Raw genomic sequence first — 25,491 nt, forward strand, 5'->3', positions numbered from 1 at the left:
TTACCATATCGAGCGCTCTCACGGGATGAACTAGCCGGATTGAGCGACTAACAAACTGTAGCGTTGGGCGGCAGTTGAGCAACGTTCATCCGGGCGTCACAGGGGAAGGCGCGTTACATTGGCCCCCGCGGCTTTTCGCTCCGGAGGTTCACGTTCTTCAATGCGCGGCCGCGCACTGCCCCCCGTGTACCCTGTTTCTGCACCCTCCAGCAATTCCACGACCGCCTTGATGTCGAATCGTTTGCAAGCGTTGTTCAACTGATCAAGCAGGGCAGAAATGTCGCTCCACGGCATGCTGCTCTCCCGCGCCATCAGAATGCGGGGGTGAGCAGTCGCGCGAGGCGAGCCGCCGATCAACAGCTCCTCGTACAGCTTCTCGCCGGGGCGGAGCCCGGTGTAGATGATTTCAATGTTGCCACCGGCGTGCTCGTTGGTTCGCTCCGTCAGGCCCATCAACCGAATCATTTTTCTAGCGAGATCTGCGATTTTGACGGGCTGGCCCATGTCAAGCACGAAAACCTCTCCGCCCTGCCCCATAGCCCCCGCCTGCAACACCAACTGACTCGCCTCGGGAATCGTCATGAAATAGCGGATAATGTCGGGATGGGTCACGGTAACCGGGCCGCCGTCCCTGATCTGGTCCCGAAACAGCGGTACCACAGACCCGGATGAGCCGAGCACGTTGCCGAAGCGAACCATCGAAAATACGGTCCGCTTCTGACGCAGAGCCATGCCCTGGAGGACAAGTTCGGCCAGGCGCTTGGACGCGCCCATGACGTTCGTGGGCCGCACCGCCTTGTCCGTTGAGATCAAAACAAATTTCTCTACACCAGCGGATATAGCGGCCTCAGCGCAGTGCCATGTGCCCATGACATTGTTCTGTATGCCCTCAATGACGTTGTTTTCCACGAGTGGCACGTGCTTATACGCCGCAGCATGGTAAACAATCTCAACGCCGTGTTCCCGCATGATGGTTTCACATCGGCGGCGATGAACAACGCTTCCGAGCAGTGCATGAATGTTCACCTCGAGGCCGCCGATTGAAACAATGGAGCGAAGCTCCCGCTCAATTTGGTACAACGCGTATTCGTTTTGCTCCAGCAGGACAATGGCCGCCGGACCGTTCAGCGAAATCTGGCGACATAGCTCCGAACCAATGGACCCGCCGGCGCCCGTCACCATCACCACCTTGCCCCTGAGACTGTCAGCGACAACCGCCTTGTTTGGCTCAACCGGGTCACGCCCGAGCAAGTCGGCGATGTCCAGGTCACGAATATCATTGATGCGCGCCTGCCCGGAAACGAGTTCAGACATGCCCGGCACCGTCTGAACCGGCACATGCACTTCCTCAAGGCGTTCAATCAATTCGCGGCGGCTGACTTCGCTTTTGTCTTCCAACGCCAGAAAAATTCGCTGTATGCCCTGCTCACTGGCCGCACGCTTGATGTGACCAATGCTGTAAACGATGTTACCCGCGATGAGAGCCTTGTGCTTGTGGCTGTCCAGGGAAACAAAGCCCATGGGGCGATATTCGGTGCCCTGAATCAGCGCGTAATGAAGCTGAAGCGCTTTCGGGCCGGTACCGACAATCAACACGCGTCCCTTGGCCTTTTCCCGGGGGCGATTAATCATGCCGCGAACGCTGAACCGGGTGCCCGCCACCATAATGAACAGCAACGACGCGTAGATAACGGGAACCGATCGAGGAATGGTGGCGTGCACCAGAAAGCCGGAAATAATCAGCGTTATCGCGGAGGCCACGACGCCCGTTACCATAACCAGCAGAACTTTCTCACTGATGTAACGGATAACAGCCCGATACAAGCCGATACGGATGAACACAATGATGGAGACGGCGGCCGTAAGGGCAAGCGCCATAGACTGGTGCTGATTGGGCAGCCAGGCGCGGTCTTCGTAACGGAGGGAAAAGGCAATCCAGAGCGCGACCGCGATGAAGACAACATCCGCAGCAACGGAAATCAGCCGCTTTTGCGACCGGGGCCGCTCGAACAACCAATCCCGTAACCTGCTTATTGCTTTACTCATCCTTGCCTCACTCGATCACCGGTGCCCCGCCCTACTGCGGTTATAAGAATATAATAAAAATACCGCTTCAGGGTCATCTCGCTGATCATCTGGGCATCTGTCCGTGCCAATAACTCAGGCGTGGACATATCGATACCCCGCACCTGTGCGAGCCCGGTAATCCCGGGCCTAACCCCAAACACACCATATTGTCTGCGGCAGACCACCAATTCCGTCTGGGATGGCAGGCAAGGCCTCGGGCCGACGAGGCTCATATTCCCTGTCAGCACGTTCCAGAGTTGTGGCAACTCGTCGAGCTTGGTTCGGCGGAGGAAAGCGCCCAACCGAGTCACGGCGGCTGCGTCTGCCAGGTGCGTGGCAACCGAAGCGGTGCCCCGTTTCATGGTGCGGAATTTTACCAGCCGGAAGGGGCGCTCGTCGCGGCCGACACGAAGCTGGATGAACAGAGGGGATCGCGTATCACAATAGCCGGCTAGCAAAAGAAGCAACAGCACAGGAGCGCCAACCGTGAGGCCCAGGGCGGCGAGCAGGATATCCAGGGTGCGTTGCACGAAAACGTCCTTTCAGTGAGTCTTGCAGACTTGGTGGATCTGGCGGTAACTTCAGTTTTGAATCGTTGATTTTCGCTTTGCGGTGGCCAATTGGCCGGAACGCGTACCCAAACGCTGAGCGCTGGCCTCGCTGACCGCCAGGGAACCGTTGCAGCGGCTGGTCAGGGAACGCACAAGTTCTTCACCCATGAAGCCCTCGGCGCATGCCCGGTCTTTCCGCTGCCGCTGCCGCTCCCGCACCGCCCGCCCATTCAGCAGAAACACATCCATGCCTTCCGCAATCATCGCCTCCACAGCGGACTGGTAGGCGGTGTCGTAAGTCTGGTTCATGGCGGCTTCCTCGTGTTTGTGGCTGGTGCGTCGGTCAGCCGACGCTGGCCAGATCGCTGATCATGGTCACGTAGTCGTCGTAGCACTTCACGGGGGTGACCCACTCCCGTCTCAGGCTTTCGGATTCCAGCGTCGCATTCTCCCGGAGGCTTGAAATCAGGATGAACCCGTATTTTCGATAAAAGTTTCGTAATTCATGGGCCTTGAGCCGTTCCGGCGCCTGGTCCCAGTCCGCGTAGATCACGTATTCCTCGCCACCCATGTCGAAGGAAACCATCTGGGGCGAGTTCTTGCCGAAGGATTCGTTCAGGAACACCGCGTTGCGGGGTTCGCCGTCGTCCTGGGGCAAGCCGTACAGAAACCAGACGACGTTGGCGATGTCGCCCCGGTCGTCCCGCTGAATGCCGACGGTTCCATCCAATACAATAGACACGCTGCCTCCTGCCCTAGAGTTCCGCCCGGCGTTGGACGGCTTCCAGGTAGTCGTCCATTTCCTTTTGGCTGGCGAACACGGTGAGATCGGGCATCACCCGCACAATCTCAAACACTTTGCGCACGCCTTTGCTCATGCCGGAGACGGTAATCTGGCCACCCCGCGCCTTGAGCTGCTTGAGGGTTTTGAAAATCACCCGCAGGCCCGCGGAGCTGATAAACGTGAGTTCGGACAGCTCCAGGGCAATCACCCGGGTCTCAGGGCCGGCTACGCGGGCCAGGCACTCGTCCAGCTGGGGCGCCGTGTCGCTGTCCAGTGAGCCCTGCAACTCAAGGCTGACGGCTTCGTCCGATGTTTTACGCTCAATGATCTTTAACGACATGATCGTCTTCCTTGGGTGGTTGCGGTGCATGGAGGGTGACGGTCAGGGTGTTCAGGCCCTGTTGATAACTATAGTCCATGTGGTCGCTCAGTTCGGCGATAATGGCCAGCCCCAAACCGCCAATACGGCGGTATTCGATGGGTTGCTCCTTCACCGGCTGGCCCTGGCTCGGATCGAAACACGGGCCGCGATACCGAAACGCCATTGTAATAGTGCCGTTAGCGGCCGTCACGCTCAGTTGCCAGGGTTCGCCGGGCGAAGCGGGCCACACGTGGGCGCGCATATTGGCGTGAAATTCGTCAATGATCACGCAGCAGTCAGACGCGCGATCGTCCGAGAGTTCGCGCAGGCCGGCCGCGCCGCCGAGGCGTTCGAGAATACCGGCTGTGGTGTCCGTGGATGAAACGGTCAGCTCCATGCTTACAACCCGTGATGCTGGATGGTCATCAGAGTAATGTCGTCCGATTGGCCGGCATCGCCGATAAACGCGCCGACCTGCGCCCGCATGAAATCGAGCGGGCCCTCGGCTTGGCTGGCGGCCCGGTAGCCCATGCTGAGCAGCCGGTCGTCCCCGAATTCCTGGCCGTTCGCATCGAACGCTTCGGTGACCCCATCGCTGTAAAGGGTCACGCTCTGCCCTTCGCCAATTGTGGCACGGCCGACGCGGTAGGTCGCGTCTTCATAGAGGCCAAACGGCGAATCCGGCTCCCGATTCAGCAGGCGTGGGTAAATGTGGGCGTCCGCCAGCATCGGCGGGTTATGGCCGGCGTTCACCCAGGTACAGTCGCCCGTGGCGAGATCCAGAGTGCCCAGCACCATGGTGACAAACATGCAGGCATCGTTGGCCCGGCAGAGTTCCCGGTTCAGGCTGGGGGCGATGCGGGCAAGATCGCCATCAAAGCTGCGCGCAAGGAAGTTCAGCAGGCTGACCGTGCGGGCCATGAACAGCGCGGCCGGCGCGCCTTTGTCGGACACATCCCCCACCGCCACCAGAATGTTGCCGCCGGGCAGGCGAATAAACTCGTACAAATCCCCGCCCACCGCTTTGGCCGGGTGCAGCCAGGCCTCGATGGTCCAGTTGCGGTACTGCTCCCGGAACCGGCCGCCGCCGGGCACCATGGACATCTGGATGGTGCGGGCCACCGACAGCTCGCTCTCCAGCTTCTGGCGGGCCGATTGCTCCCGCTCCATCGCGGCGGACAGCGACTGCACCAGGCGCCGGTTGAGCAGCACGGTGCGGATCATCGAAGCAATCACCTGCAGGTGTTCGATGATGTCCTGGGCAATAAAGACGTGGCGGGACTGGGCCGTCACAAAGCCCAGCGGGCGCGTTTCGGGGGTGCCGTGGCCGACATCCGGCAGAGGCAGGATAAGCACGGGTCGGCCGTCCTCGGACAGCCGTAGCGGGTGATACAGATCGTGCTGGCCGGTAAGGTACTGGGGGCCGGCGATCAGCCCCTGCCCGTCCAGCCTGGCCTCCGGCAACCCCGGATGATCGTCGCCGCTCGGGGCACTGGGAGCACGTATATTGGAACCCGCCAACGGCCTGAACGCTCGGTCCTCCGCGGAACGCTCCCACACCACGAGCGCTCCGAGCCCGTAGTGGGCCACGACCCGTTGCAGCAGCTCCCGGAACCCCGTCAGAAAGCCATCGCCGCCGGGCAGGTTGACCATGTCCACACCCAGCTCCCGAACGAACTTCTCCCGGTCCGCCGACGCCTCCAGCCGCTCCCGCCATTGCTGGCGCTCTACCGCCAGACCGGCCAGCGAAACGATGGCGGTCATTTCCTGGAGCCTACTCTCATCCGGCGTGCCCATTCGCTGGCTGAACAGTGAAATCACGCCAAGCAGCGCGCCGTTGCCCCCCAACACCGGTTCCGACCAGACCGCCTGAACGCCCACCTGGGCGACCACGTGGGTGTATCCCTGCCAGCGGTGATCATCCTGGATACGGTCACACAGCACCCGGGCTTTGGTGAAAGCGGCGGTGCCGATGGAGGTGGCGCCGTACGTGGCAGGCACGGAGGGCAAGGCGGTGTTCAGGGCCCGGGCGAAGGTCGACGTGCCATGGTTGACCAAGCGGTCCCGCTGGCTGTCGTAAAGGGCAATCTGGCAGCGGCCGTCGCCCAGGCGGGTTTCCGCCAGGGTGCACAGGCTGTCGATAACCGTATCCAGGGGCTCGCCGGTATTGATGGCGGTGAGCACCCGGTTGCGCAGGCGGTCGGCCGCCCGGTCGGTCTTGTAAGCGTGGATGTTGTGGCCGGTCAGCAACCGGGCGGGCTGCCCTTCGAAGGCCGTATTGGCCACCACGCAGTCCATCCAGATGCCCTGCCGCTCCGCGCCGGTAAATAACCACTCACTGCGCTGAGTACCGGTACTGCGCAGGTTGTCCAGCCAGCGCTCAAAATCCAGCAAGGCGTGGGGTTTCGGCTGCCAGGCGTCCGGGTTCATCAGCACCCGCTCGGACACCTCGTCCACGTTGGCACAGCCAAACAGCTCCAGGGCCTGCTGATTGGCGTACAGCAAGGTGAGCCGAGAGCGCTCGAACACCAGAACCACGGAGGTGTCGTGATCCAGCAGCGCGCGGGTGTCGTTGACGGCAGAGCGCCACTGTCTTCGGGCCGTTTCCAGGTCGCGTGCCATGGCCTGCTCCCGGGCGGCGGACTGGCGTTGCTGCCGGGCGCCACGCACCACGAAAACAAGCAATATCAGCCCAAGCAGTACCGTCAGACCAGCAAGGCCCCAGAGCATCGGGTCCACCGCCGCAAGCGCCCCGAGTTGGCCATCGGGGAGATAAGCTGCCACCCCGTTACTCCACGACATTTTCCACCAGTCGGGCGCCCGATTGATCGGCGCCCAGCACGGTGACCTGCACGCCGCCAAGGTCCGCCCCCAGCGCGGTCAGCAAGGGCGCCACCAGCCCAGAGAGAACGGGTTCGGTAACGCTGGCGACGGTGCTGGTGACCGGTGTGATGAGCGCGTTCAGCAAGGCGTTGGGCGCCGGATTGCTGCCACACTGCAGGCTGACGTTGCTCAGGGCAACGTCGAGGTTATCGAGCGCGCCGCCGTTTATGCCCGCCGGCTGGGTCTGGCACTGGCCGTCCGGGCAATACAGGTTGTAGCCCTGGACCTGGCCGACCGTGGCATCGCCCTCCACCGCCACCGCCAGATCGGCGTTCAGGCACACGTCCGCATCCAACAGCGTGGCGTTCAAAAGCGTTACGTTCAGGTTGAGAATCTGGGCCTGGATGGCCTCCGGGGTCACGGTGCCGCTGGCGCCGCTGATCATGCCGCTCTCAATGCTGGCCAGTTTCGGCTGAACCGCAAACTCGAAATCCGCGGTATTGTCGCTGCCGCGTGCACAGCGGGCGCCCACCAGGGTGGCCTCGCCTCCACCCGCCTGGATGGCGAGCGGCACGTGGATGCGGTCCAGCGCGGCGATGTTCAGTATGCCCAGGGTCAGGGTGGAGAGCAGATCGCCGACTTCCCCGGTCGCCAAGCCGATGTCCACATCCGCCTGCACTACCAGGTCCGAGGCCCGAAGCCGGGTCATCCACTCACCGCTGCTGTTCTGTCGCGCCGGGCCGAACACCAGTTTGGGGGGTTCGCGCACCCCAAGCCCCAGGGAGACGTCCACATCCCCCAGCAGGGGCAGGGCTCCATCCAGGCCGCCCAGGAGCGTGGAGTTGCTGGTATCCAGGCTGACGGACAGCAGGCCGCCGGTAGAGTTGTTCAAGGCTTTGACGCTGTTGAGCACGGTGCTGAGCACCACATCCGATACGGGCACGCCCGCGTCCAGCCGGGCCGGCACGTCGCCTACCACGTCGAAGACTGCAGAAGCCTTGAGGCCGCTGATACCGGCGGCACCGATCAGATCATCCAATAGCCCGCCCGCCGACGAAGCCGGGCCGCCCACCAGCCCGGAGGCGGCGCCCAGCACATCCGCCAGCGGCGCCTCAGCAAGGCCGGCCAGGGAATCCACGCCCACGGCGTCCAGCAGATCCCCCAGGGTAATCACGGTGGCATCCAGGTCGGTCACGTTCACGGTATGGCCACCGCTGCCGGTGATGCCGTCAATCAACTGGCCGAGCAGGCCGCCTTCAATGCTCGCGGTGTTGCCGGTGGCGCTCAGGGCCGCGTAGACGTCTTTGCGGGCCGTGGCGGTAACGCCAAGGGCAATCGGGTCCAGCGCGGAGGACGGAATCAGTGAAAACAATGGTTCGGTGCGGGTATAGCGCACTCTTGCCGCGTTGGTGCGGGCCATGCCGCTGGCGGGGTCCACGCCGGTAAACGCCAGCGGGCCGTTGGGCTCCGGGCCGCGTTCGAGCACGCCGGGCACCACCTCGAGGGTGCCGTCGCCCTCGCTGAATCCGGCAGCGGAAGCGGCGGCCAGTGCCCGATCGCGCATGGCACTGAAGGCGGCATCGCCGGCGGTGCAGCTCTCGGTTTCGTCGGCGGCGGCGGTGGCCGCGGCGTTGGCGATGCTCTGCATGTTCGAACGCACCATCAGCAGGCGTGCACCATCAATCAACAGGGTGGCGAACAGCGCCACCATGATGAGCAGCAGCGGGGTGGTCAGGATCAGAATGCCCCGCTGCCTCTGAAGACCGGTAAACCGCCTACGGGTTGCTCGGGCCACGGCTCGGTGCCTTCAACTGCTCGGGAATGGGCTGATCGAAGCTGTCGGACAGCCGCTGCAGGGTTTTCACCACCACCCGGTCACTCAACTCGCCGCCCCGGGGCGGCTGGCTGGCCTGGGCCTGCAGCGCTTTGCGGACATCGGACGACGGCCCGGCATGGGTTTGCACCCCCATCAGGCCTGCGGCATCGGTGGTATCCGCGCTCACGGTCATAGTGGCCTCCGGCCGTTCGCCGGCTTGCGCGGCGGTGGTCACCAGCGCCGGCGCGGCCGCAAGTAGCAGAGCCAGCGTGGCGTTACAGATCCGTGTGTGCATGGGCAACTCCCGTCTGGGTGAATCGTCCGGTGCCGGGCAACCGCCGGGCTACCTCTGGAATGCGTCAATAATGGCCAGCACCGCCGGCCCGCCGATCAGCATGAACAGTGAGGGCAGCATGAACAGCATCATGATGACCGTCATCCGGGCACCGATGCGGTTGGTCTGTTCCTTGAGCTTGCCCCGTTCCTGCTGCTGGGCTTCTTCGATAATCTGGTCCAGGCCACCCGCCACCCGGGAACCCAGGGTGCCGGCCTGTTTCAGCAAGGCAACATAGCTGCGCAACACGGTCAGGTTGCGGTTGTGGCCGAGCTCGTTCAGGGCGGCGGTGCGGTCAGCCCCGCTGTCCATCACCCGGTTGAATCGATCAATCCGGTAGATCAGCCCGGGCATCAGTTCCCGGGCCTGGTGCGCGATCAGTTTCAGGGAACGTTCGGGGCTGAGGCCCGCCTCCATCAGCATGCGGGTCATGTGGCACAGCTCGATGGCTTCCCGGTTTTGCTGAATTTCCGCTGAACGGCCGGCGCTACGGATAAACCGCCGGGGCAGGTAAAAGCTGCCCAGCAACGCCAGGGCAGCGCTGACCACGTCGAACAGGTGGAACGCCACCGCCGCGACCGCCGCCGGCAGGACCCAGCACAGTGCCAGGTAGTAGGCCCGGGCACCGCTGCCACGGCGGCCGGTGGCGTCCAGCGCGGGTTCCAGTTCCTGGAAGTCTCCGGCGAACAGTTTGCGGTCCACCAGCCAGATCAGGGACTGACGTGTGGCGGATTCCCCGCCGGGCCCATCCAGGTCCACCCGCTGGCGACGCAACCGGGCGCTGGTGCGAATTTTCAGGGCCCAACGGGGCGCGCCGTATACCACCACAATGATGGCGGCCAGGCCCAGCAGGGCGGCGGCGAGGTACAGCAGGTTATTCACGCCCCACCCTCCGAATCAGGTTCCAGATCATGACGATGCCGCCCACCTGCAGCGCGCCGGCAATGTAAAGCAGCGTCATGCCGGTGTCCGAGCCCAGCAGCTTTTCACCAAATTCCTTGTTGATCACCACCATGTACACCGCCAGCGCCGGCGGCATGATGGCAAACACCACGGCGGTAAACCGGGTTTCCGCCGTGGCGGCCAGGAACTCCCGGCGCAGCTCCTGCTGGGCTCGAATGGCCTTGGCCACCTCCGACACCACGGGCCGCACCGACGAGCCGAATCGGGAAGCGGTGCGCAGGGCGATGGCAATCTGCTTCAGCGCCGTCACCTGGTAGAGCCCGGCGAAAGCATCCAGCACCTGGGTGTAGTCCCGGCCCTGGGCAATCGCGTTGCGCAGCCGGAACGCCATGGCCTCGAAAACCGCCGAGGCATCGCTGAAGGCGCTTTGAACGCTCTGCTCCACCGACCGGCCGACGGAGAGCGACCGCAACAGGTCGTCCAGCAGCCCGGGCAGCTCGTCCTGAATGGCGCGACGCTGTCGTTCGAATCGCACCCGCCAGAGGGTCACCAGCAGCGTGATCACGAAAAACAGCGCTATGGCCGCTTCCACCCAGCCCCTATAGACCACGACCAGTGCCAGCACCACCGCCAGCGTCGCCGCGATCAGCAGCGCCCGGGCGGGCGAGAGCTTCACACCGGCCCGGAGCAGCAGGTTTTCCACCGGCCCCAGATCCACCACCGGCGCCTGGGCCTCTTCAACGAGCTCCGCAGACAGGCGCCGGGACACTCGCTTGCGGATGGCCGAGCCCGCCAGCCATTGACTGATCAGCAGCTGGGAGAACATCACCACCAGCGCTCCGAAGCCGGTCATCAGGCACGCCAGCCAGATCATCTGCTGGCTCATGAATCCGTGCCCTCCAGCTCCGCCCATTCGATCTCGCGGGAACGGTACAGGGTCTCCATCCGATAGGGGTTGGCTTTGGTGGGCTTCAGTGCCACCACCTCGCTGACCAGACGCCGGCCGTTGGGCAGGCGGGCAAGCTGGACAATCACATCCAGCGACGAGCCGATCAGCCGCGCAATGGCTTGCTCGCCGGCATCGTAGCCGTTCACCGCCAGCAGGGTTTCAATACGGATCAGCGCGTCCTTGGCGGTGTTGGCGTGGATGGTGCTCATGGAGCCTTCGTGGCCGGTGTTCATGGCCTGAAGCAGCTCGATGATTTCCCCGGAGCGGACCTCCCCCACGATTATACGGTCCGGCCGCATCCGCAGAGCGTTCACCACCAGATCCCGAGCGCTTACCCGGCCGGTGCCCTCGGCGTTGGCCGGGCGGGTCTCCAGGCGGACGATGTGGGGATGGTTCAGTTGCAGTTCCGCCGAGTCCTCAATGGTCACAATGCGCTCGTCCTTGGGGATGAACGCGCTGAGCAGGTTCAGTATGGTGGTTTTGCCGGTGCCGGTGCCGCCGCTGACCAGCAGGTTGCGCCGGCCTTCGACGATGCCGGTGAGCAGCGTCAGGCAGTCGTTGGTCATGGAGCCGAGGTTAACCAGTTCGGCGGCGGTCAGGTGTTTGCTGTTGAACTTCCGGATCGACATGGACGGGCCGTCCAGCGCAATCGGCGGGATGATGGCGTTCACCCGGGAGCCGTCCGGCAGCCGGGCGTCCACCATCGGGCTGCTTTCATCCAGGCGGCGGCCGAGGGGGGCCAGAATGCGGCGGATAACTCGCAGCACATGGTCGTCGTCAACGAAGCGGGTCTGAACCCTCTGGAGCACCCCGGCAATTTCCACGAACACGTTACGGGCGCCGTTGATCAGGATATCGTTGATCTGGGGGTCCGCCAGCAGTGGCTCCAGAGGACCAAAGCCCAGGACCTCATCCACCATTTCCCGTACAAGAACCGCGTGGTCGGAACTCGCCATGGGGATCTTGTGGTTCGCGACATACTGGTCAACGCTGGCCTGGATCAGCCGGGTGATCTGCGAGCGATCGGCCCGGTCCATTTCCAGGCCCTCATCGTCCAGACGCTCAATGACGTACAGGTGAACGCTGCGCTTGAGGGCCTGGTACTCGTCGTCGATTCGGGTGGCCATGGCTCAGGTCCTCAACCGCCAACGCGGGCAAACAGCGTGGATGGGAAGCTCCGACCCGGCGCGTCGCCGGCATTCTGGAGAAAGCGCCGGCGAATAAACGTCTTCATTCGGGATTCGTAGGTGCTTTTGGTGGGCACGAGGGTGATGGGCACACCCGCATTCATCGAATCGAGCCGGGAGCGCCAGGCAATGGACAGGGTCAGATCGACGCCCTGGCCGACGGTTTTCTCAATCTCCGGTAACGCGATGCTGCTGCGCTTTTCATAGCCGTCCAGCACAAAGTAGAACCGGCAATCTTTGCTGACCCAGCCTTTGGCAGCCGACAGCAGGGCCTCAGTGCCCTGCACCTGGTCCACCGTCGGGTGCGAGACCAGGATCACTTGGTCAACGTCCGATCCCATGGCCCGCAGCCAGGGCTCCACCTGCGCCGTGTTCACACGAATCACCACGTGATCAAAGAGGGTGGCGAGCTGGGCACCGGCAATATAGAGATCCGCGCCGGAATCGCCCTTGAGCCCGTCCGGCGTCATCTTGCCGGACAGCAGGCGGAGGCCGGGCGCGTACTCCTCGAGGGCCGTGTCGATGAAGGCCTGGTCGATGCTGTCGCTTCGAGTCACGAGGTCGGAGAGCGTGACCCGGTTGAGGTTATCGAAGTAGAAGGTTTTGTTGGGATCGGCGTTTGAATCAATCGCCAGGATGGTCTCGTCCTTCAGGATTTCGTTCAGGATGCAGGCGAAATTCTGGGCGAAGAACCGGGTATCCACCAGCGGCGACGCGGACGCCACCACCGTCACCGACGCCTGCCGTCGACGGCCGCCGGACTCGCCCCCGCGCCGGGCGCTATCGACGGTACGACGGATGCGTTCCCGCGCGGTGTCGGCATCGGTGCCGGTAATCAGGCAGTCCCGGGCGCCGGCGCGCATGATGTTCAACAGCAGGTCCTGGGAGATGCGCTGGGATACGCCCATCAGGCTCGCGTCCGGACAGGCTTTGTGCACCGCCTCGAACACTTTGATGGTCCGCTCGGCGTCGCCCTCATCCACCGCCACGATAACCACCGGCGCGCCGGTGGCCTGGGCGAGCCGGCTGACCCGGGACAGATCGGAGGAGCTTACGCATTCCAGGTTCCATTCGGACTCCAGCAGGCGCTCAAGCCAGACCCGGACGCCGACATCATCGGCCACACAGATAATGCTGTCGTTCATAGCGGCCTCCTTACCAGCTCAGCCCGTTTTCAATGGGTTCGTAGGGGCGGTTGGAATTGCCCATCATGTCGAGGAAGCCGGTGCTGCTTTCGCCGTAGGCCTTGCCGAAATTGCGGGCTTCCAGCGGCAGCTCATCCATGGGGCTGACCAGGTGCGGCGTGACCACCATGATCAGTTCCTTGTTCTCCGATGACACGCGGTCAGAGCGGAAGAACGCGCCGAGAATCGGGATGTCCCCAAGGCCCGGAATCCGGTCGCTGTTATTGGACGTGGCCCGGCTGACCAGGCCGCTGATGATAAAGCTCTGCCCGGACGCCATGGACACCATGGTCTCGGTTTTGCGCACCCGCAGCCCGGGCACGGAGACACCGCCGGTGGTCACCCCAGAGGAGAAATCCAGCTCGCTGACCTCCGGAGCCACTTTCAGGACAATCTGGTCCTCATCCACCACGGTGGGGGTAAGCGCGAGGCTGACGCCAAACTGTTTGAACTCGATCTGGATATCGCCGTTGTTGGACGACACGGGAATGGGGAATTCCCCGCCAGACAGGAAGGTGGCTGTCTGCCCACTGAGACTGACCAGCGAGGGCTCAGCCAGGGTGTAGGCAAAGCCACCGGACTCCAGGGCATTGATGATGCTCAGGGAGCTGGAGCCAAAGCTAAACAGGTTAAAACCTTCGGTGCTGATCGGGGCCGCCGCCGAACGCGCGCTACCAAAACCTCGGGCACCAGCACCCGGCGGGGCGATGGTGATGCTGTTTTCGCCGCCGTTAAACAGCCGGGCGTAATACACCCCCAGGCTGTTCAGCTCGGAACGGTTGACCTCCACGATCCGGATGTCCGTCTGAACCTGCATCGGTGTCGGGTTGCGGTCGCCGGAGAGGTCCGACACCTGAAACTGGGTGACTCGGGGCTGGTCCTCGCCCTGCAACCATACCCGCACCGTGGTGGTACCGGAGGCTTTGCCGGTGACCAGGACGTCCCGCTTCCCGGAGGCCGCCACGGAGGCCACCTCGGGATCGGAAACGGAAATCGTGGCCAGGGTTCCCGGGAACGCCAGTACCTGCTGCTCCCCCGGGCCAAGGGCAATCCGCTGGTTGGCGGCCTGGGCAACGCCGGCAAGCGCCAGCCCCGCCAACAGCATACACACGAGCGCCGCAGCGCGATCAGCGGACATAAACGCTCCTCTTTTCAGACCCTTCGAAGATGTTGACCCTGGTGCCCGGCGGTGGCGGCGGCGCCTGCTTTGCGGTCGACGAACCGGTGCCGGCCCGTGTGGTTGCAGGTGGCTTCACACTCGGCAGGATATCCGAGAGATACGCCACCGGGACGTCTTTGCTGGAGGCTTTGATGGCCGGCAACGCGCCGGCATCGGGCCGGCTGGCAACCACGCTGAGGGTGGTCTGGGTCTGAGCCAGGGCCAGCTTGGCCACATCGTTGTCTGGCACCGCCAGCACCATGGTCTGGTTGCGGCGCGCATCGGTGTTGCCGCTCGTATCGTCCTCTGAGCCGGCGACTTTGCCGCGCACCGCCAGTACCTCGAGATTGTGGCTGAGCCCAAGGGTGACGGTATCGCCGTTCCGGCTGCCCTTGACGGTGCCGAGCAGATCTACCCGGTCGCCCGGCTCCACCAGGCCGCCAACGCTGGACAGGGCATCAAGGGAAAAGGCCATGGCCCGAGTGCCCGGGGGCAACGCTGCCTGCAGCACGGTAGCGTCAATGAAAGCGCTTCTGGTCAGCAGCTCGCCGGCCTTGAGGCCCCGGCTGATGGGGGCGCCAAAAGGCGCGTCACCCGCGGCGATGGCATCCGCCAGGGCGGTATCCGAGCGCACGGTTTCAAACTGCGTTTTCGCCAGTACGGTGCCGGGTTGGAGCGCGTTCAGCGCCAGCAGGTAGTCGTGCCCCGGTGTTGGTTGCGGGACCGGCGCCTGCGGCTGGGCGGGGCGCGAACCGCTTCGCTCGGGGCCCGACATCAGACCGTAAAACGCCAGGCCCACGGCCAGCAATGCCAGCACGAGGGAGGGCAATACATACACGAACCTGGACTTCATCAAACGCATCCTCTGATGTCAGGGTATTGGCGACCGGCCCTGCTCAGAAGGCGATGGACGCGCTCGCGATCAGTTCCTTGGGTAACGGCGGGAAGGCACTCCCGAAAAGCCTCACCTGGGGCAGAAACGCCGAAGCACCGGCATCCGCCACGAGCTCGCACTGAAGCAGTTCCATGCCGTCTTCCGTGGCGACCAGACACCGGCTGGACGCGATGCGCGTCGCAACCAGCGGCGGCAGTTTCTGAGCCAGGTTGTCCAAGACCTGGTCGCTGTGGGCCACCGCATCACTGGCAAACGTGGCCGAGTCGCGACGGTCCAGCGAAAACACCGAGGCGGCGGCGTTGTCCACCGCCGACTGCATCTGGTACTTGCTGAAAAACACCACGCCATAACTGGCCGCGCCGTAGATCAGCGCGACGATAATCGGGAATATGAAGACAAATTCCAGGGAGATGACGCCCCGGTTTCGATCATGGCGACGACCGTTCATGCCATTAGCCTCCAGACTACTGGCGTTGCTCGACAAACGTCCCCCGGCTGCGCCGAGATGACCCCGGATACGGGATGCGAAGCTCTGTCGAGAAACGCCGATGAACCCGCACCGGCCTGAGCCGGTGCGGCTGTCTGCTCAGGTTGCTGCCAGGACGGCGTCAGCCGCCATTCGCGGCGCTCTGAACATCGCTGAACAAACTGTCGAAGGTCGCTGTGATCTTGTCGGAAATGGCGTTGTCTGTACTGACCGTGACCAGAATCGCAATGATGACGGCGGCCAGCATGAGGTATTCCAGCGACGAGGCCCCTTTCTGGCGCTTGCGGCTGGTCAATGAGGGGGTAACACGATGGGTACGTTTATTATTCATCAACATCCTTAAGCTCCTTAATTACCGCTTCCCTGAACCTAGTATTTGGATGCCGGTTCGAATCCGAAGGGCAGTGACCAGACTTTGGTTGATGCCCACCGTTTGTCGCTCGGTCTTGTCGTTATGGGTCATCACATAGAAAACCATGAACGTATTCATAGAAAACTATGAACTAAGCCTCAGTCTATCCGGACTTGGTCCTCATTACCGCAGATAATTGCAAATAATTGTAAATTTGTTCGACAGTTTGGCGGGCATCTATTTACTGATGCCACCGCCCGTCCCGCCAGAACTGCTCGAGGCTCAGTCCACGGGCACGCACTTCGTCTTCAACGCAGTCCCAGAGCGCCTCGACGATGGGTTCGCCGGCCCGCGTACAGGCACTGAACACCATGGATAGACGCCGCGCAAAGAACGGGCAAGGCGTACCTTCACTGGCAAAATCGTAGCTCATTACCCGGGAGGCCCCGAATAATGGCCCAAGCTGACTGGTCCGCAGGTCCGGGCGCTCTCGGCGAATCGCCTCAAGGATGTCGGCACCGGCCATGGGCGGCGGAATAAACAGGTCAATGTCGCCCGGATATCGGAACAGGTAACGAAGGAGTATCGCCGTTGGTGCGTCTACCCGCCGGTCCGGGCGCTGTCGGAAACGGTAGAACGCTTTTACCTGGAGCCCCAGTACCCAGTAGGCCTCGGCACTGGTCAGGCCGAAGCTCTCCCGGAACAGGGAGAACAGGCTGTCGGCACGGCCCAGAATGGGCTTTTGGGGCCGGCTGTAAGTGGCGAAGTCCGCGTCGCTCACCGGCGCGCTGTTCGCCCATTTCCCTTTGACCAGGGCCTCGTCCAGGGAGAGATCCCTTGAACGGGCTTCGTCTGCCAGTACTGCCAGGTACTGGTCTTCAAACCAGTGCCGGAACCCCTCGGCCACCCGGGCCTCGAACCGCAGCAATTGATCGTCGCCCATCCAGTCCGTCAGCGAATCCCGCTCCCGCAGCAGCCCCCAGCCGCTTCTGGCCGCCAACGTCTGCATCACCGAATCCGGAGCCGACGTGTCGGCCGCAGCCTCCTCCCGCAGGGCCGCGGCAAACACCCGGGCGTATTGCCCGACCACCAGCAATTGCAGCCGCACCACGGGCACGCCGGCGGCCTGGGTGCCGGCATCGGTGTCCGCCAGCATTTTGTAGGAGGAGACCGACGAGCGCCCGAACAGGGGCGCAAAACCGCCCTTCCCTGCCGGAGCCGGCATGAACGGCTGCAGCAGCTCGAACAGGGCCGCGGGTGAAGGCCGCAAAGGCATCGGCACCCATTCCGGATGCTGGAGCAACAGGCGAACGAGAATCGCCTGATTCGGGCGCAGGCCTGGCAGATCAGCGGCGTCGGGCGGGACAGCCTCCAACTCGCCCACCGCGGCACTCCGGGCATCGTCATCGTCCGACTCATCGTCGCCCGCTTCGGTGTCCACGTCCCGGCCCACGGTCTCGATGGACGAGCGCGCCCTCTTGAGCTGGCTCAGACGGTTCAGCGGGACGTTCATCAGCATGGCGAGGTCCAGATCACGCACCTCGCCGCCGACGCCATCGCCGCCGAGGTAGCTCTCCAGCATCATCTTCAGGTTCATCAGCGACCGGCCGCGAATAGGCTCGGATGGAAACATCAGTTCGTTGCGCGGAGCGGCTCCGGCGGCGGTCTGGGACGAGTCTCTGGGCATGGCGCTCACGTCGGTGTGGTTAAAAAGGGCGCGTGTTCCGCAAAAGGGTTCGATGGTACCATAGCTCCTTTTGGTCCCCGCTGAGGTTGAATCCCGCTGTGTCTGTCATTGGTGCCAAGACCTTTTTCTTCTATGACGGCGACGCCCAACCCGCCGCCTACACCCTGGACGCACCGGATTACTTCCAGCCGCCGACATTCCGGTTCCCCAAAACCGGCGTTACCTTCCTGTACGGCAACAAAGGTCCCGGCAGCCTGATCGGCGCTGCGGTCCGGGAGAGCGCGGCCTCTGGACGGGGCGTCTGCTTCGCCGACATCAAGGTGGACATCGACCACTGGGACAGCAACAAACAAAAGCTGGACACCTTTGACCATTGCCGGTTCCTGAACCTTCCCCTGCGCGCCAATCGGGATGTCCTCGACGACATCAACCACCACTGGAACCAGTGGCTGGACGCCGAGGGCGCGCCGAACGAAGACTTCCCCCGTAAACCCTCCGAGCGCATGGACCTGCTGGACCGGCTGATGGCCTTGCCGCCTTATCGGGAACTCAACGCCGTGGCCTACGACGTTGCCACCCGCTTCGGCATTGCCAAGTTTGTCACCGTGTTCCGGTTTGAGGCCATCCTCCAGGACCAGATCAGCGTGATTCCGCCCCAGACCCAGCTGGTAATCCCGCCGCCAGGGCACGGGGTCAACTGAGGTTTACCGGAGCAAGGGGTCAGATGAGTTTCATCTGACCCCGATCCAGACTCCAAGCCCGTCAGACCTGGGGTCAGATGAGTTTCATCTGACCCCGGATCCAAACTCCAAGCCCCTCAGACCTGGGGTCAGATGAGTTTCATCTGACCCCGAATCCAAACTCCAAGCCCCTCAGTCCTGGGGTCAGATGAACCTCATCTGACCCCGACCTAGACCCCTGTCCCCTGCCCTGGGGTCAGATGAAGCTCATCTGACCCCGCCCCAACCACTCGTTTGTAGCGTGTCCAGACAACAAATGTAAAAGTTTGTAAACACACTTTTGTTTATCGCATAATACAATCTATGCTAATCGAAGGAATCAGCCAACAAGGAGCTTGACCGTTATGCGTAAACACCAACTGGCCATCGTCTGCGCCGCCGTTCTTATGCCTGCCGCGGCGTTCGCGGCGGAAAACTTTCCGCTTAGCTACACCAGCGTCGGTCTGGAAGGTAGCTACGTAGACTCCGGTAACTCCAAGGACAAATCCGTGGTCCGGGACAATCTGGACAACTACCCCGAGGGTGGCCTGAACGTCACCCATCAGTTCAACCCCAATTTCAGCGTGCTCGGGCAGATCAGCTACGCGCAGCCGGAAACCCGCAACACCAACCTGGATACCAGCCTGCTGCGTTACTCCCTGGGCGGCCGGGTGCACCCAACCAAGTTCCGGGTTCTGGACTGGCGCCCTTTTGGTGGGCTCGGCTACAGCTACACAGACATCAATGTCGATAACGGCCCCAGCAAAACCGAGGACGCCATCTATCTGGAAGGCGGCTTCCAGCGGATGCTGGCGCCGAGATTGCTGGCGGAGGCCGGCGTTCGCGCCCGCACCGAGCTGGAGGACGGCTACGTGGACGCCCAGCCGTTCATTGGCCTGCAGTACGTGTTCGGCCGGACCTACCCGGCCGCGCCTCAACCGGTCCGTATGGCACCGGAGCCGATGAAAGTGCAAGCACCGCCCCCCAAAGACACCGACGGTGACGGCGTGATTGACGCCATGGACAAGTGCCCGGGCACGCCACAGGGCGCCCTGGTGGATTCCGACGGCTGCCCGAAGAAGCTGACCCGGGAAATTCGCCAGACCCTGTACGTGGAATTCGAGCTGGACCGCACCGAAGTGCGTGATCAGTTCATTCCGGAGATTGGCGAACTGGCCAAGGTGCTCAAGCAGTACCCGGATTCCACCATCCTGCTGGAAGGCCACACCGACAGCACCGGCGCCTCCAGCTACAACCAGCGGTTGTCCAAGTCCCGCGCGGACGCGGTCATGAAGGTGCTGATCAACGAATTCAGCATTGATCGCAACCGCATCACCACCACCGGCATGGGCGAATCCCAACCCATCGCCAGCAACAGCACGGCGGAAGGCCGCGCCCAGAACCGTCGGGTCGAGGCGATCGTCTCCGGCGAATACTCCGAAATCCTGAAGAAATAGCAGAGGAAGCTACCATGACGACGTTGAATCATTACTTGATCGCACTGGGTGTTGTCTCGGCCGTGGCACTGTCTGGCTGTGGCGGAGGCGGTGGTCCCGGCGACCCGCGGCTGGATATTCCGAGTTCTGGCGGCGGCGGTGCCGTGCAGGGCGACCAGCAGGAATTTTGTCAGACTGACGCGTTTCAGTTTGCGGTCACCGAGTTCGTGCCCAAGGACGGCGCCAGCAACGTGGCTGTAAATAGCAGCGTACGGATTACGTTCAATAACGACGTGGACGCCAGCAGCGTTGGCAACAACGTGCGGCTGCTGATCAACGGTGCCAACGAGATTGCACTGGAAAGCGGAAGCCCGAGCGTGGTGGGCAAATCCATTGTGCTGAACCCGATGGGGGATCTGAACGCCAACGCCAACTACACGATTCAGGCGCTTTCCGGCCTGAGGGCGAAGTGCTCCGGCTCCACGGCGAAGACCCTGGGCTCGACCCAATCAGCCTCGTTCACCACCGGTGACGCCCGTGACACCACCGGCCCGGAAGTAACGGCCGCCAGCCCGCAGAATGGCGAAACCCTGGCCGCCACAGATAGCAACATTCTGGTGGAGTTCAATGAGGCCATTGATCCGGGCTCGGTAACCGCGTCCAACTTTGTGGTCACCGAACTGGACATCAACGGTAACCCGGTGGGCACGGTCTCCGGCGCCATCAATCCGGTGGGTAACTCCATCGAATTTGATCCGAGCGCCAACCTGAATGGCCAGACCTACTACACCGTGACCGTCGGCACCACCGTAACCGATCTTGCGGGCAATCCGTTGGAGCCGAGTGAATACACGTTCACGTTCCGGACCGGCGGCCTGGTACTGGCGCTGAACGATGGCGTTGTCAGCCAGATTCCCGCCCTGGGCGACGGGCTCAATACCGTGGGCGGCACCTTGCTGGAACCCCTCGGATTCGGCGACAGCAGCGACGGCCTGAGCTCACTGGATAATGCGCTTCTGCTTCAAGTGCCGCTGACCGACGCCGTGGCGTCTGCCGCACCCAGCGCGTCCAGCTTCGGGGGTTTCAACACCACCACCGTGAATGGCACGACGTTCCCGGAGTTCAACTCAGCCGCCGTGGCTGTGTGTGATCCGGCCAGCGTGACCGACTTCGCCCCGGGCGTGGACTGCACCCTGGCGCTCGATCTTGGCCTGGATCGCAGCCAGCTTGAAGGCCTTGCGGACGCGTTCACCGGTGGTGATATCACCCAGGTTCCGGCGCTGCTGCAGACCCTGACGACCGCGATTGCCAACCAGGACCCGTCCTCCCTGCCCCCGGAACTGTCCAGCCTGCTGGACTTCAATAACGGCTTTGACGTGAACCTGCGCCTTGTGGACGACAACGGCCTGCCGGTTCCCGATCCGGTCAAGAGTGGCCTGACCACCGTTCTGGATGCGCTGGCGCAGATCCCCATGCTGGGCACCCTGTTCAGCCAGAATGACGCCCAGTCCCTGGTGGATGTGGGCCTGCTCGACGGCGAGCTGCTGAAAGTGGATCTCGGTGCCTTTGCCTCAGTCGGCGTGCTCTCCGGAACCCAGACTCTGGTCGGTGAAGACGGTGTTCTGAATCTGGGCGGCATGCTGTTCGACACGCTGGCCGACATGATTCCCTTCGACCCGAGCAGTGCCTCACCGGACGATTTGCCGCTGATTGGCGATCTGCTGACCCTGCTGGACATGAGCAACCTGCCGGACAGCGGCGCGGGCCTCTCCGACGCCTTCAACCAGGCGCTGGCGCAGTTCTTCTCCCTGGGGGATGGTTTCGGCGGATTTGACCCGGCCACCTTGCCGGTGCTGGGCGATGTGATTGCCATGCTCGACCCAAGCCAGCTCACCAGCGGTGATCTGCCGGTGATTGGCCAGGTTCTGGAAGAGGTGACCTCGCGGCTGGATCCGTCGCAGCTCAGTGGTCAGGACGTGCCGCTGATCGGTGACGTGCTGGCCGCCCTGAACCCGGACAACCTGAACGACGCCAACATTCCGGTGATCGGCGATCTGGTGGATCAACTGATGGCGGCGGCAAACGGCGCCTCCTCCGGCGACGTGCCCCTGGTCAGCGATCTGCAGGCACTGATTGACGGCGCCGCCAGCGGTGACAACCCGCTGAACGGCCTGCTGGACCCAACCCAGCTCCAGGACGTACCGCTGCTGGGTGATCTGTTTGCCGGACTGGGCGGCCTGCTCGGCGGCTGACTCCACCAGGAAGGCATTGGCCCCGGCTTCGGCCGGGGCTTTTTTATGGGCTCACCTTCAATGACTTTAACCGGCCCGACGCACCTGATTCCGCCCGCCGCTCTTGGCCCCGTACAGCGCTTCATCGGCACGCTTGACCAGGGTCTCGGTGGTGTCGTTTTCGCGAAATCCGGCAATACCCACACTCACGGTAACCGGCACCGGAAGCCCATACTGCCCTTCTTCCACCGCTCGGCGCACGTTCTCGGCCACCTTCTCAGCGTTATCCGCCGGCGTTTCGGTCAGGATGACCAGGAACTCTTCACCGCCCCAGCGGCCGAACACATCCACGTTCCGAAGAGCACGGGTGACACGCCGGGCAATTTCTTTCAGCACCCGGTCACCCGCGTCGTGGCCATGGGTATCGTTGATGGATTTAAAATGGTCGATGTCAAACATCACCACGGACAAGGCATTGCGATATCGGCGGGAGCGATCAATCTCCGATTGCAGGACCTGCTCTGTGTGTCCCCGGTTGCAGAGGCCGGTAAGCAGGTCCACATTGGCCCGCCGCTCCAGCTCGGCGAGCAACCCCGTTCGATCAATATGGCTGGTGTAGAGCGGCGCCACCAGGGACAGCAATTGGCCCTGGGCGTCGGACACCTCCGGGGAGTTGCCGAACAACAGGGCCCCGTCAAAGCGGCTGCCACTGAACAGCGGGAAAATCACCAGGCTGGCGGTGGTCTCATCCAGTGACAATCCCAGCGCGCGCACCAGATGCCGGCCGGCGGCATCGTCCAATGATGGCAGTGCAATCAATCTGGGCAAGCCACCGACCCCTTCGATCATATCGAGGTGATCGCGGCTGTCGATGAACGGCAGCAACTGCGCCTTCAGCCACGGGAGATCGTGGTCAAGGGGCACGGCAGCCGTGAACAGGGACCCAAGGCGCACCAACGGCCCGTCAGAAGACTGAAAAACCAGCCCGACGGCGCCGACGGACAGCGCGTCGCTGCCTTGCAAGACACCAAGGCTTTCCACCAGCGCCTCCTGCTCGGCACCGGCGGAAGAGGAAATCAGAAGCTCGCTGATCCGGGAGACCAGGCGGTCGGTGCGAGACCGGTGCACGACGACTTCCATGGCCCTGTGCCGCTCAAGCAGCACCGATGCCACGAACAGAAAGTTGGCCACCCGATCGGCGGCGGGCACCAGGCCGTCACCCTCTTTCGGTAGCACCCAGTCAAACGTTCCGAGCACCTCACCGCTGCTCGCACGGATCGGGTAGGACTGCCACTCGGCCACCTCCGCCGGCAGCACAAACAGGCTCTCGGCCGAGGTGCTGGCACCGGCCCGGCTCGCCCGGATGTCCTGGGCAAGGAGCGCGGCATTGGCGCTCGGGATTTGCCCGAACACCAGCGCCGCGTTATCCAACAGCCGCTGCACCCCTCGAACCATGCCCGTTTGCCAGAGCAGTCGGAGATGACGGGTCTGCTCGTCCAGCAGGGTGACGGCGAACCCGGCCTCGCTAATCGCCTCGCCAGCCACCAGCAAAGCGGCGGCCTTCTCCAGACCTTTGACAACGTTGGGTTCGTTCAGGACAGAGCGAACGACCTTGTGTTCCCGGTCGTTCCTGCGACGATTCGGCTCGCCACTGTCGTCGGTCGACTGGGGAAATATCAAATCAAACTCCCCGGCGGCAACGACGATGTCCCATCGACTCCGCTCAGGCGTTCGCTCCGGGTCGGGTGTCGCCTGGGACGCGCGGATGACTACACCGCTGGTGCGGTCCAGCAAATAGGCAGGCTGGGGGAGGTCACGAACCAGGTCCATCAGGGTGTTGCGGCTCTGGTTCAGGCGTTCGGTCAGCCGGCGATTCTTCTCCGCCAGCTCGGCGGCGGTGGCTTTCATGCGGCGGGCCTCGGCCCGGGCTTTGACGGCGATGACGGTGGCGGCCAAACCCAGTGCCAACACCGCCAGGAGGGCAATCCAGAACAGTCCGTTGATCATGAATCCTCGCGTTACTGCGGCCTTACGACCATCCCTCGGGCCTCAGACGGGCCGTGACATCTGATATTCGATTTGACGGTCGAGCGCCTTCTCAACCCGGGCTTCAATGGCCCGGAGCAGATCTACCGCGTTTCTCTCAACCGCGACCCTGGCCAACACGGCCATCGTGGACGCGTTGTCCGGCTGGGACAGAGACCGAGGGAGCGGCGGAAGATCCGACTGAGAGGACGACACACCTTTCAGGTAATCAATGAATTCAAGTACGGCGCGATAATCAAATCCGATGAGCGCGTCGTCTTCCTGAAGCGCACACAGGTAACGGATGACGCGTTCCTGGCGTCCGTAGGCGGCCCAGGACACCGCGTGTCGATTGTTCAGCAGGGACTGACGCAGGGCTGAGAAGGCGGGGGGCAAGCCGCGTATGAAAAGCTCAATGCGGTCCAGGTCGCCGGCGTAACAGGCCTGACGAAACGCTTTTTCAACGTTGAACGTGAACCGCTCGTTCAGGGAAGCGTCCACTGGCGGCACCAGATGGCTGAGCCGCTCGCGAAGCTCGTCGATGGGGCACTGGGACAATTCCGTGTCGGATGGCAAGGGCAACGCTGCCATAACTGCTTCCTTAAAACCGCAATGGAGGACCACCGACAACACCGAACGCGGCCGGTCTAGGTGGGGACGCTACGTTGATTTTGAGACTAGCGTAATTCGATAAAACCGTCGACTGTCTTGCCGAGCCGTCGCGGACGGCGCGCGGAACGGGAGTTCTGGGGTCAGATGAGCTTCATCTGACCCCTTCCCTTCACCCACCAGCCGCCACAAAGAACGGATTCAATACATCCTCTTTTCCATAACGCAGTGGCTCACCCTCCAGCGTGCGGATGCTTCCCCCCGCCGCCAGCAGCACGGCATGCGCCGCGCCGGTATCCCACTCCGACGTTGGCCCCAGGCGCGGGTAGATATCCGCCCTGCCCTCGGCGATGCGGCAAAACTTCAAGGAGCTGCCAGCCTGCACCAGCTCGTGTTCGCCCAGTTGCTCGATGAAGGCTCGGGTATCGCTGTTCAGGTGGTTCTTACTCGCCACGACCCGCTGGACATGGCCCGGCGTTGCCACTTGGATGGCGTGGCTGACGCCGTTTCTTTCCCGTTTGTGGGCGCCTTCGCCACGCGCGCCCCAAAACGCTTCTCCCAGCGCTGGCGCGGTGACCACGCCCAGCACCGGTTCACCGTGTTCGATCAGGGCGATATTGACGGTGAACTCGCCGGTACGCTGGGTAAAATCCCGGGTGCCGTCAATCGGGTCGATCAACCAGAATCTCGCCCACTGCTGCCGTTCACTCCATGGCATTTGTGCGCCTTCCTCGGAGAGAACCGGAATATCCGGGGTTAATGCGGCCAGGCCGCTGACGATAATCTTGTGGCTGGCGATGTCGGCGGCGGTGATGGGCGACTTATCGTCTTTGAAATCCACCGCGAAGTCCGTCTGGTAGATGGCGAGCACGGCGTCGCTCGCGCTTTCGGCGATGGCGAGGACTTTCGGGAGAAGATCAGCGTAGGTCATG

General features: G+C 63.0%; 24 protein-coding genes. 3 read left to right on the forward strand and 21 right to left on the reverse strand.

Translation table 11 applies throughout. The features are described from left to right. Nucleotides 1–96: 96 nt before the first annotated feature. The 18 genes from V3388_RS08125 to V3388_RS08210 all read right to left on the reverse strand — a co-directional run bounded on the left by V3388_RS08125 (nt 97) and on the right by V3388_RS08210 (nt 17,539). Complete coding sequence (locus tag V3388_RS08125) at nt 97–2,046, reverse strand: polysaccharide biosynthesis protein (RefSeq protein WP_336367022.1); 1,950 nt, start codon at nt 2,044–2,046, stop codon at nt 97–99. After that, nucleotides 2,043–2,597, reverse strand: a complete 555-nt coding sequence (locus tag V3388_RS08130; protein ID WP_336367023.1) for a sugar transferase — start codon at nt 2,595–2,597, stop codon at nt 2,043–2,045. Before V3388_RS08130 ends, V3388_RS08125 begins: the two co-directional genes overlap by 4 nt. Before the next feature lie 51 nt (nt 2,598–2,648). Next, nucleotides 2,649–2,927 (reverse strand): hypothetical protein, encoded by a 279-nt coding sequence (locus V3388_RS08135; protein WP_336367024.1) that lies wholly within the window; start codon nt 2,925–2,927, stop codon nt 2,649–2,651. 34 nt (nt 2,928–2,961) lie between these two features. After that, a complete protein-coding gene (locus tag V3388_RS08140; protein WP_336367025.1) occupies nt 2,962–3,360 on the reverse strand; it encodes a hypothetical protein in 399 nt (132 codons plus the stop codon). Between the two features lie 13 nt (nt 3,361–3,373). Then, on the reverse strand, nt 3,374–3,742 hold the full coding sequence (locus V3388_RS08145) for an STAS domain-containing protein (RefSeq protein WP_336367026.1): 369 nt from the start codon (nt 3,740–3,742) through the stop codon (nt 3,374–3,376). Beyond that, complete coding sequence (locus tag V3388_RS08150; protein ID WP_336367027.1) at nt 3,723–4,160, reverse strand: ATP-binding protein; 438 nt, start codon at nt 4,158–4,160, stop codon at nt 3,723–3,725. Before V3388_RS08150 ends, V3388_RS08145 begins: the two co-directional genes overlap by 20 nt. Nucleotides 4,161–4,162: 2 nt before the next feature. Next, entirely contained in the window at nt 4,163–6,547 is a 2,385-nt protein-coding gene (locus tag V3388_RS08155) for a GAF domain-containing SpoIIE family protein phosphatase (protein WP_336367028.1), read from the reverse strand. 4 nt (nt 6,548–6,551) lie between these two features. After that, complete coding sequence (locus V3388_RS08160) at nt 6,552–8,381, reverse strand: pilus assembly protein TadG-related protein (protein ID WP_336367029.1); 1,830 nt, start codon at nt 8,379–8,381, stop codon at nt 6,552–6,554. Further along, nucleotides 8,362–8,697 (reverse strand): hypothetical protein, encoded by a 336-nt coding sequence (locus V3388_RS08165; protein ID WP_336367030.1) that lies wholly within the window; start codon nt 8,695–8,697, stop codon nt 8,362–8,364. The genes V3388_RS08160 and V3388_RS08165 overlap by 20 nt, the downstream gene beginning before the upstream one ends. Nucleotides 8,698–8,745: 48 nt before the next feature. Next, complete coding sequence (locus V3388_RS08170) at nt 8,746–9,618, reverse strand: type II secretion system F family protein (RefSeq protein ID WP_336367031.1); 873 nt, start codon at nt 9,616–9,618, stop codon at nt 8,746–8,748. After that, complete coding sequence (locus V3388_RS08175) at nt 9,611–10,525, reverse strand: type II secretion system F family protein (protein ID WP_336367032.1); 915 nt, start codon at nt 10,523–10,525, stop codon at nt 9,611–9,613. The genes V3388_RS08170 and V3388_RS08175 overlap by 8 nt, the downstream gene beginning before the upstream one ends. Then, nucleotides 10,522–11,715, reverse strand: a complete 1,194-nt coding sequence (locus tag V3388_RS08180; RefSeq protein WP_336367033.1) for a CpaF family protein — start codon at nt 11,713–11,715, stop codon at nt 10,522–10,524. The genes V3388_RS08175 and V3388_RS08180 overlap by 4 nt, the downstream gene beginning before the upstream one ends. 11 nt (nt 11,716–11,726) lie before the next feature. Beyond that, nucleotides 11,727–12,920: a response regulator receiver-like protein gene (locus V3388_RS08185; RefSeq protein ID WP_336367034.1), complete on the reverse strand. Its 1,194-nt coding sequence runs from the start codon at nt 12,918–12,920 to the stop codon at nt 11,727–11,729. Between the two features lie 10 nt (nt 12,921–12,930). Further along, entirely contained in the window at nt 12,931–14,097 is a 1,167-nt protein-coding gene (locus tag V3388_RS08190) for a type II and III secretion system protein family protein (protein ID WP_336367035.1), read from the reverse strand. Further along, entirely contained in the window at nt 14,087–14,971 is an 885-nt protein-coding gene (cpaB, locus tag V3388_RS08195) for a Flp pilus assembly protein CpaB (protein ID WP_336367036.1), read from the reverse strand. Before cpaB ends, V3388_RS08190 begins: the two co-directional genes overlap by 11 nt. A 43-nt stretch (nt 14,972–15,014) precedes the next feature. Further along, nucleotides 15,015–15,461, reverse strand: coding sequence for a TadE/TadG family type IV pilus assembly protein (locus tag V3388_RS08200; RefSeq protein WP_336367037.1), 447 nt, complete (start codon nt 15,459–15,461; stop codon nt 15,015–15,017). 160 nt (nt 15,462–15,621) lie between these two features. Beyond that, nucleotides 15,622–15,837 (reverse strand): Flp family type IVb pilin, encoded by a 216-nt coding sequence (locus V3388_RS08205; RefSeq protein WP_336367038.1) that lies wholly within the window; start codon nt 15,835–15,837, stop codon nt 15,622–15,624. Nucleotides 15,838–16,093: 256 nt separating this feature from the next. Next, entirely contained in the window at nt 16,094–17,539 is a 1,446-nt protein-coding gene (locus V3388_RS08210) for a hypothetical protein (RefSeq protein WP_336367039.1), read from the reverse strand. 98 nt (nt 17,540–17,637) lie between these two features. Between V3388_RS08210 and V3388_RS08215 the strand changes: the two genes are divergently transcribed. The 3 genes from V3388_RS08215 (at nt 17,638) to V3388_RS08225 (ending at nt 21,946) form a co-directional block, all read left to right on the forward strand. Continuing rightward, the gene (locus V3388_RS08215; protein ID WP_336367040.1) at nt 17,638–18,240 is read left to right on the forward strand and encodes a hypothetical protein; all 603 of its coding nucleotides are present in this window, start codon (nt 17,638–17,640) and stop codon (nt 18,238–18,240) included. A gap of 383 nt (nt 18,241–18,623) precedes the next feature. Next, nucleotides 18,624–19,715 carry an OmpA family protein gene (locus tag V3388_RS08220; RefSeq protein ID WP_336367041.1) on the forward strand — a complete coding sequence of 364 codons (1,092 nt, stop codon included), beginning with the start codon at nt 18,624–18,626 and terminating at the stop codon, nt 19,713–19,715. A gap of 14 nt (nt 19,716–19,729) precedes the next feature. Continuing rightward, nucleotides 19,730–21,946: an Ig-like domain-containing protein gene (locus V3388_RS08225; protein WP_336367042.1), complete on the forward strand. Its 2,217-nt coding sequence runs from the start codon at nt 19,730–19,732 to the stop codon at nt 21,944–21,946. 66 nt (nt 21,947–22,012) lie between these two features. Here the strand turns inward: V3388_RS08225 and V3388_RS08230 are convergent, their stop codons facing one another. The 3 genes from V3388_RS08230 to cysQ form a co-directional block, all read right to left on the reverse strand. Further along, nucleotides 22,013–23,932 (reverse strand): GGDEF domain-containing protein, encoded by a 1,920-nt coding sequence (locus tag V3388_RS08230; protein ID WP_336367043.1) that lies wholly within the window; start codon nt 23,930–23,932, stop codon nt 22,013–22,015. Nucleotides 23,933–23,974: 42 nt separating this feature from the next. Continuing rightward, entirely contained in the window at nt 23,975–24,541 is a 567-nt protein-coding gene (locus V3388_RS08235) for a hypothetical protein (RefSeq protein ID WP_336367044.1), read from the reverse strand. A 190-nt stretch (nt 24,542–24,731) separates the two neighbouring features. Beyond that, complete coding sequence (gene cysQ, locus V3388_RS08240) at nt 24,732–25,490, reverse strand: 3'(2'),5'-bisphosphate nucleotidase CysQ (RefSeq protein ID WP_336367045.1); 759 nt, start codon at nt 25,488–25,490, stop codon at nt 24,732–24,734. Nucleotide 25,491 lies beyond the last annotated feature (1 nt).

Origin of the sequence: Marinobacter sp. C2H3 (genome assembly GCF_037080155.1) — a bacterium.
Taxonomy (GTDB): domain Bacteria; phylum Pseudomonadota; class Gammaproteobacteria; order Pseudomonadales; family Oleiphilaceae; genus Marinobacter.

What these genes read in the sequence shown, in the direction of transcription:
- V3388_RS08180 (WP_336367033.1), bottom strand. Translation starts at nt 11,715, where the DNA reads ATGGCCACCCGAATCGACGACGAGTACCAGGCCCTCAAGCGCAGCGTT.
- V3388_RS08145 (WP_336367026.1), bottom strand. Translation starts at nt 3,742, where the DNA reads ATGTCGTTAAAGATCATTGAGCGTAAAACATCGGACGAAGCCGTCAGC.
- cpaB (WP_336367036.1), bottom strand. Translation starts at nt 14,971, where the DNA reads ATGAAGTCCAGGTTCGTGTATGTATTGCCCTCCCTCGTGCTGGCATTG.
- V3388_RS08135 (WP_336367024.1), bottom strand. Translation starts at nt 2,927, where the DNA reads ATGAACCAGACTTACGACACCGCCTACCAGTCCGCTGTGGAGGCGATG.
- V3388_RS08200 (WP_336367037.1), bottom strand. Translation starts at nt 15,461, where the DNA reads ATGAACGGTCGTCGCCATGATCGAAACCGGGGCGTCATCTCCCTGGAA.
- V3388_RS08125 (WP_336367022.1), bottom strand. Translation starts at nt 2,046, where the DNA reads ATGAGTAAAGCAATAAGCAGGTTACGGGATTGGTTGTTCGAGCGGCCC.
- V3388_RS08220 (WP_336367041.1), top strand. Translation starts at nt 18,624, where the DNA reads ATGCGTAAACACCAACTGGCCATCGTCTGCGCCGCCGTTCTTATGCCT.
- V3388_RS08150 (WP_336367027.1), bottom strand. Translation starts at nt 4,160, where the DNA reads ATGGAGCTGACCGTTTCATCCACGGACACCACAGCCGGTATTCTCGAA.
- V3388_RS08235 (WP_336367044.1), bottom strand. Translation starts at nt 24,541, where the DNA reads ATGGCAGCGTTGCCCTTGCCATCCGACACGGAATTGTCCCAGTGCCCC.
- V3388_RS08190 (WP_336367035.1), bottom strand. Translation starts at nt 14,097, where the DNA reads ATGTCCGCTGATCGCGCTGCGGCGCTCGTGTGTATGCTGTTGGCGGGG.
- V3388_RS08185 (WP_336367034.1), bottom strand. Translation starts at nt 12,920, where the DNA reads ATGAACGACAGCATTATCTGTGTGGCCGATGATGTCGGCGTCCGGGTC.
- cysQ (WP_336367045.1), bottom strand. Translation starts at nt 25,490, where the DNA reads ATGACCTACGCTGATCTTCTCCCGAAAGTCCTCGCCATCGCCGAAAGC.
- V3388_RS08230 (WP_336367043.1), bottom strand. Translation starts at nt 23,932, where the DNA reads ATGATCAACGGACTGTTCTGGATTGCCCTCCTGGCGGTGTTGGCACTG.
- V3388_RS08165 (WP_336367030.1), bottom strand. Translation starts at nt 8,697, where the DNA reads ATGCACACACGGATCTGTAACGCCACGCTGGCTCTGCTACTTGCGGCC.
- V3388_RS08225 (WP_336367042.1), top strand. Translation starts at nt 19,730, where the DNA reads ATGACGACGTTGAATCATTACTTGATCGCACTGGGTGTTGTCTCGGCC.
- V3388_RS08205 (WP_336367038.1), bottom strand. Translation starts at nt 15,837, where the DNA reads ATGTTGATGAATAATAAACGTACCCATCGTGTTACCCCCTCATTGACC.
- V3388_RS08210 (WP_336367039.1), bottom strand. Translation starts at nt 17,539, where the DNA reads ATGCCCAGAGACTCGTCCCAGACCGCCGCCGGAGCCGCTCCGCGCAAC.
- V3388_RS08175 (WP_336367032.1), bottom strand. Translation starts at nt 10,525, where the DNA reads ATGAGCCAGCAGATGATCTGGCTGGCGTGCCTGATGACCGGCTTCGGA.